Annotated in this window: 1 protein-coding gene; it reads left to right on the top strand. The window is 48.7% G+C overall.

What is annotated here, in order from left to right; genetic code table 11:
• Window positions 1–236 (top strand): hypothetical protein (locus SB719_RS22560; RefSeq protein WP_412160093.1); only part of this gene is annotated, 236 nt, incomplete at both ends.

Below are 236 nucleotides of genomic sequence, written 5' to 3'. Positions count from 1 at the left end.
AGAGTCACGTATTCTGCTGGTCAATAATATGGAAGAGATCCTGTGCCGACTGGAACAGGACAACGAATACAAATATTACGTACTCGACGGGCAAACGGCGATCCTCGAAGATTATTTCGCGGTGAAACCGGAAAACAAAGACCGTGTGAAGAAACAGGTAGAAGCCGGCAAGTTGATTATCGGCCCCTGGTATACCCAGACCGATACCACGATTGTTTCTGCGGAATCCACCGTCC

The organism is Pantoea sp. SIMBA_079 (assembly GCF_046940275.1).
Taxonomy (GTDB): Bacteria; Pseudomonadota; Gammaproteobacteria; order Enterobacterales; family Enterobacteriaceae; genus Pantoea; species Pantoea borealis.
The sequence above is the reverse complement of the archived record's forward strand: the minus strand, read 5'-3'. Positions and strand labels throughout refer to the sequence as shown.